The organism is Kitasatospora sp. NPDC058218 (genome assembly GCF_042882445.1).
GTDB lineage: Bacteria > Actinomycetota > Actinomycetes > Streptomycetales > Streptomycetaceae > Kitasatospora.
The window spans coordinates 263,337-269,336 of the sequence record NZ_JBHVWC010000001.1 but is presented as its reverse complement, the minus strand read 5'-3'; the positions used below and the strand labels follow the sequence as shown (position 1 = coordinate 269,336).

At 71.2% G+C, this 6,000-nt stretch carries 3 protein-coding genes and 1 pseudogene; 3 read left to right on the top strand and 1 reads right to left on the bottom strand.

What is annotated here, in order from left to right:
* The 3 genes and pseudogenes from ACFVYI_RS01030 to ACFVYI_RS01020 all read left to right on the top strand — a co-directional run.
* Window positions 1-582, top strand: a pseudogene (locus ACFVYI_RS01030) (hypothetical protein); the annotation flags it as partial.
* Window positions 583-770: 188 nt separating this feature from the next.
* Window positions 771-2,528 carry a cation:proton antiporter gene (locus ACFVYI_RS01025; protein WP_387880015.1) on the top strand — a complete coding sequence of 586 codons (1,758 nt, stop codon included), beginning with the start codon at window positions 771-773 and terminating at the stop codon, window positions 2,526-2,528.
* Window positions 2,528-3,844: a DUF2254 domain-containing protein gene (locus ACFVYI_RS01020; RefSeq protein WP_387880012.1), complete on the top strand. Its 1,317-nt coding sequence runs from the start codon at window positions 2,528-2,530 to the stop codon at window positions 3,842-3,844. Before ACFVYI_RS01025 ends, ACFVYI_RS01020 begins: the two co-directional genes overlap by 1 nt.
* A gap of 69 nt (window positions 3,845-3,913) precedes the next feature.
* Here ACFVYI_RS01020 and ACFVYI_RS01015 read toward each other — a convergent pair whose 3' ends face one another.
* Window positions 3,914-5,731 (bottom strand): glycoside hydrolase family 15 protein, encoded by a 1,818-nt coding sequence (locus ACFVYI_RS01015; RefSeq protein WP_387880009.1) that lies wholly within the window; start codon window positions 5,729-5,731, stop codon window positions 3,914-3,916.
* Window positions 5,732-6,000 lie beyond the last annotated feature (269 nt).

The following is a 6,000-nucleotide window of genomic DNA, read 5'->3' as shown; positions in this document are numbered from 1 at the left end:
ACCGCCCGCGGCAACCTCGTCGACCTGGTGATCGTCGGCAGCGACGGCTCGCTGTACGCCACCACCGGCAACTACGACACCGGCGCCTGGAACACCTACTGGGACAAGATCGGTGACAACCACCTCAAGGCCGTCACCAGCGCGTACTACAACAACGCCACCTACATCTTCGCGATCAACGAGGACGACAAGGTCTACACCCGCACCGCCGACTACGGGGCCGGCCGCTGGACCGACTGGATCGAACTGCCCGGCAGCCTGCCGAACGTGAAGGCCATCAGCGCCAGCACCCACGGCACCACCATCGACCTGGCCGTCGCCGGCGCCAACGCCTTCTACACCACCAGCGGCCACTACGACACCGGCTACTGGGACCCGCAGTGGACCAAGATCAGTGACAACCGCCTGAAGGCCATCACCAGCAGCACCTCCAACAACGTCGTCCATGTCTACGCCGTCAACGAGGACGACAAGGTCTACGGCATCGACGCCGACTACAACGCCGGACGCTGGACCAGCTGGGGCGAGGTCCCCGGCGGCGCCGTCGGCGCCAAGACCATCACCGCCACCAGCACCAGCTGACACCCGTACCACCGAGCACGACCGGTGGGGGCCTGACCGATCCGGTCGGGCCCCCACCCCTTGCGTCCCCCGTCGCCACGAGGCCAATCGGGTGGCGGGCGCCGTGTCGGGTGCGATAGGCGGGTGCGGAGCCCGGGGACACGGTTGAATCCCACGGGCCCCCGGAATGTGAGTGGAGGACGACCGCCGTGTCCGACGAAGACATCCTCCTGGGCATCGCGCTGACCGTCGCCCTGGCCACCGGCTCGCAGATCCTGGCGAACAAGCTGCGCGTGCCCGCCCTGATCGTGCTGCTCCCGGTCGGCTTCACCGCCGGTGCCCTGACCGATGTGATCCACCCCGCACGTCTCGTCGGCCCGGACTTCCCGGCGCTGGTCTCGCTGTCCGTCGCGGTGATCCTCTACGACGCCGGTCTGGGGCTGAACCTGCGCAACCTCAAGGGCGAGACCCGCGGGACCGTGGGGCGGCTGCTGGTCATCGGCATCGTGCTCACCTTCTTCGCCGTCTCCGGCGTCGGGCCGGCGCTCTTCGACATCCCCCTGCGGGTGGCGGCGATGATCGGCACGATCCTCGTCGTGTCGGGCCCCACCGTCGTGGGGCCGCTGCTGGAGTACGTCCGGCCTACGGACAAGGTGCGACGCATCCTCGTCTGGGAGGGGACCCTGACCGACCCGATCGGCGGCATCCTCGGGGCCGTCGTCTTCCATGCCGTGGCGACCACCGGCCGGATCGACATCGGCCGGGGCTACCAGGCCGGTCAGTTCCTCATCAGCATGGGTGTGGGAATCGCGGGCGGCGCCGTGGGCACCGCCCTCCTCTGGCTGGCGCTCCACAAGCTCCGGCTCGGCGAGACGCTCGGCACCCTGGCGCAGCTGGCGACGGTGGTCGTCGTCTCCGCCGGCTGCGACATCGCCCGTGACGACACCGGGCTCATCGCGGCGATCGTCACCGGACTCGCCGTCACCAACCTCCCCGGTCTGGACATGCCGGCCCGCAGGCCCTTCCTCGGAACACTGGTCCAGCTGATCATCGGCCTGCTGTTCATCTCCATCTCCTCCGCCGTCGCCCCCGCCTCCGTGAAGCCCGTACTCGTTCCGTCCCTGGTGTTGATCGCGATCCTCGTCCTCGTGGTGCGGCCGCTCGTGGCGTTCGGCGCCACCCGGAAGTCCGGCCTGACCGGTGGGGAGTGGGGCTTCCTGGGGTGGATGGCGCCGCGCGGCATCGTCGCCGCCTCGACCGCGTCCGCCTTCGCCGCCAGCCTGGTGGGGAAGGGGCTGCCCGGCGCCTCCAAGATCGTCCCGATCACCTTCCTGGTGATCGTGGGAACGGTCCTGGTGTACGCGCTGACGGCCGCGCCGGTGGCCCGGAGGCTGGGTGTCGTCCGGCCGACGCGGACGCGACCGCTCCTGGTCGGCGGGGACCCGTGGGTGATCGGCCTGGGGAAGGCCCTGGAGTCGGCCGGCCTCGACGTGCTCATGTGGGCCGGGCTCGACGAGGAACGCGACCGGATCACCGCAGCCGGGATCGAGCTCGCGCACGGGGAGATGCTCGCGACCGCGACCAACCCCAGAGCACGTCTGGAGGGCGTCACGGCGGTGTTCCTGCTCACCGACGACGACGACTTCAACGCACTCGCCTCGGTCGTGATCAAGGACAACGTGCAGGGCCCCGTCTACCGGGTGGGGCCGCCGCGGGACAGCCACGGCGTCGTGGCCCCGTACACCGGCGGCGACATCCTCTTCGGCCGGCCGCTCGTCCGGCACCTCCTCGCGGCGCGCTACCGACGGGGCGCCCGCTTCCTCCTGCAGCCCGGCTCCGTGCCCGTCCCGCCGGACCACGACGTCCTCTTCGTCATCCGCCCCGACGGCCAGTTGGACCCGGTCACCGAGGCGAGGCCGATCACTCCGCTGTCGGAGGACACCGCCGTCCTGCTGAGCCCCGCGTGATGTCCTGGGCGACCCGTTTCCGGCTGCGGCAGTACGCCAAGGCGAGCCTGTGGATCGTTCCCCTGCTCGGGCTGCTCCTGGGGGGCGCCCTGGCCGTCGCCGCGGCGACGGCGGAAGGCGCGTCCTGGCTGCCGAGAACGTGGGACTACTCGGCGACGACCGCGAGCAGCGTCCTGAGCTCCGTCGTCGGATCCATGATCGCCCTGCTCGGGTTCGTCGTGACCATCGGAGTGCTGGTCATCCAGCAGGCCACCGGCACCCTCTCCCCGCGCTACATGCGGCTCTGGTACCGGGACCGGCTGCAGAAGGCCGTCCTCGCCACCTTCACCGGCACCTTCGCGTTCTCGTACACCCTGCTGCGGAGCATCGAGACGAACTCCGTCCCCAATCTCGGCGTGACCCTGGCCGGCGTCGCCGTCGCCGTCAGCCTCCTGCTCCTGCTGATCTACCTCAACCGCTTCACCCACAACCTGCGGCCGGTGGCCATCGCCGACATCGTGGCCCGCATGGGCGAACGGGTCCTCGACCGCGTGGCGGCCCACCTCCGGTCGCACGCGGCGACCGGTGAGGCGCCGCGACCGGGCGGCCCGGTGGACCGCATCCGGTCCGAACGCGGCGGAGTCATCCAGGCGTTCGACGCGGGCGGGATGGTCGCGCTCGCCACGCGACACGACTGCGTCCTCGTCCTGGCGGCATCCGTGGGCGACTTCGTGCCCCCCGGCGCCGCCGTCGTCGAGGTCCACCACGGCGGATCCCCGCCCGACCCCCGACGGGTGACCGCGCTCATCGCCCTCGGGGCGGAGCGGACCATCGAGCAGGACCCGGCCTTCGCCCTGCGCATCCTGGTCGACATCGCCATCCGCGCGCTCTCGCCCGCCGTCAACGACCCGACCACCGCCGTCCAGGTGCTGAACCACATCGAGGCGTTCCTGCACGCCGTCGGCCGGGTCGGCCTCCACGACAGCCACGTGCTCGCCGACGACCGCGGCCGGCCGCGCGTCGTGGTGCCGGGCCGGGGGTGGGCGGACTACCTGGAACTGGCCGTGACCGAGATCCGCGAGTACGGCGAAACCTCGCTCCAGGTCTGCCGACGGCTCCGGGCCCTCCTGGACGGCCTCCTCACGGCGCTGCCGGACGACCACCTGCCGGCCGTCCGCGCCGAGCTGGCGCTCCTGGACGACGCCGTCGAGCGGGAGTTCACCGATCCGGCCCGCCGCGCGGGCGCCCGGACGTCCGACCCCCAGGGCATCGGCGGCGGGCGGCATCCGCGCGGCGCACCACCCGCCGAGCGGCCGTCGGACGCACCCGGTCCGTAGCCTCCGCGGCCGATACGGCCTCCGCCGTGCCCCCTCCCCCGGGGACCTCGCCGGCGGAGGCCGCCCGGATCAGTCGCGCTGCCGGTCGATGGCCTCGTCCAGGGTGGACGCCGCCATGATCAGCGAGAGGTGGGTGAACGCCTGTGGAAAGTTGCCGAGTTGCTCACCGCTCGGGCCGATCTCCTCGGCGAACAGACCCACGTGGTTGGCGTAGGTGTGCATCTTCTCGAAGGTGTACCGCGCAGGACGCACCCGCCCCGCCCTCGCCAGTGCGTCGACGTACAGGTAGGTGCAGAGACTGAAGGTGCCTTCCGAGCCCCGCAGCCCGTCCGGGGAGGCGGCCGGGTCGTACCGGTACACGAGGCTGTCCGAGACGAGTTTGCGCTCCATCGCGTCCAGGGTGGAGAGCCAGCCCGGGCTCTTCGCGGAGAGGAACCGGACCCGCGGGATCAACAGCAGTGAAGCGTCCAGGACGTCGCCGTCGTAGTGCTGCACCAGGGCCTGCTCGCGCTGGCTCCAGCCCTTGTCCATCACCTGTTCGAGGATGTCGTCGCGCGCCTGGCGCCAGCGCGGGATGTCCGCGGGCCGGCTGAGCTCGGTCGCCAGCCGCATGCCCCGGTCGAACGCGACCCAGCACATCACCCGGCTGAAGGTGAAGTTCTTCCGCCCGCCGCGCGTCTCCCACACGCCCTCGTCCGGGCGGTCCCAGTTGTCGGCCAGCCAGTCCAGCGTCCGGGCCAGTCCCTTCCAGCCGTGGAAGCCCAACTCCACACCGACGTCCATGCCTTCGGCCATCGCGTAGAGGGCCTCGCCGTAGATGTCGAGCTGCAACTGGTCGGCGGCGGCATTGCCGGCCCGCACCGGCCTCGATCCCCGGTAGCCCTCCCAGTGGTCGAGGGTCTCCTCGGTCAGGTACGGATCCCCGTCGACCCGGTACATGATCTGCAGCCGCTCACCGGGCAGGTCCGCCCGGTCGCGCATCCGATCGCCCAGCCACTTGGTGAACGCCGACGCCTCCTCCGCGAACCCGAGGTCGAGGAGGGCCCGTACCGAGAGCGCGCCGTCCCGCACCCACGAGTACCGGTAGTCCCAGTTGCGCTCCCCGCCGACCTGCTCGGGAAGGCCCATGGTGGCGGCGGCGACGGGCGCGCCCGTGGGGTGGTAGGTGAGGAGCTTGATCGTGATGGCGGAGCGGTTGACCATCTCGGCCCAGCGGCCCCGGTAGTGCGAGGTGTGCAACCACTTCTGCCAGAAGTCGACCTCGTGCCAGAGCTTCGCCGTCACGTCCTCGACCGTCAGGGGAGGCGGCGCCTCGCCGTCGGCGGCACAGGTGGTGAAGACGGCGCCGGCCGACTCGCCGGCTCCCAGCGTGACCGCTCCCTTGACGTCCCGCCCGTCCCGCTCCAGCGGGAAGCTGGTCTGCAGGTGGCCGGCGATCCCGGGAGCGCGGAAGACGGCCGTCTGGGAGCGCAGTTCGAGGTCGTGCTCGGCCCGTCCGTAGTCGAATCGCGGCCGGCACTCCAGGACGAACCGCACCGTGCCGCGCACGGCCCGGATCACCCGCATCAGGCTGTGCCGGTCGGTCGGGGTGCGGATCGTGTTGGCGGGCATCCAGTCGATGACCTCGCCGACGCCCTCCGGCGACATGAACCTGGTCACCAGCACCCCGGTGTCCGGGTAGTACAGCTGTCTGCACGACACCTCGGAGTGCTCCGGCGCCAGCCGGAAGTACCCGCCCCGATCGTGGTCCAAGAGCGAGGCGAACACACTCGGCGAATCGAACCGCGGTGAACAGAACCAGTTCACCACGCCTTGGGACGACACCAGGGCGGCGGTCTGCAGGTCACCCACCAGTCCGTGGTCGGCGATCGGGGGATAGCGGTCCATCAGTGTCCAATCCCAGAGCGGCTGCACCGCGACCCACTATCGGACACGCCGGGCAGGAAGAAGCGGACAACTCGCCGCGAACGAGGCAACCCGGGCGGCGTGCGCCGACCGGGCGGCTCAGGGCGCGCCCGATCCGGGCAGCCCGGCTCGCGGCCTCCGGACGACGACCGCGGGCGATCCCGTCGACGGCGACCGGCGAATTCCCGCCCCTTTCCCCGCCCCTGTTTTCCGGCGGGCGGAAATGCGCGGCGAACCATATAAGGATGCGA

Excerpts from the sequence above, each read along its gene's own strand:
- ACFVYI_RS01020 (WP_387880012.1), top strand. The coding sequence starts at position 2,528 with ATGTCCTGGGCGACCCGTTTCCGGCTGCGGCAGTACGCCAAGGCGAGC.
- ACFVYI_RS01015 (WP_387880009.1), bottom strand. The coding sequence starts at position 5,731 with ATGGACCGCTATCCCCCGATCGCCGACCACGGACTGGTGGGTGACCTG.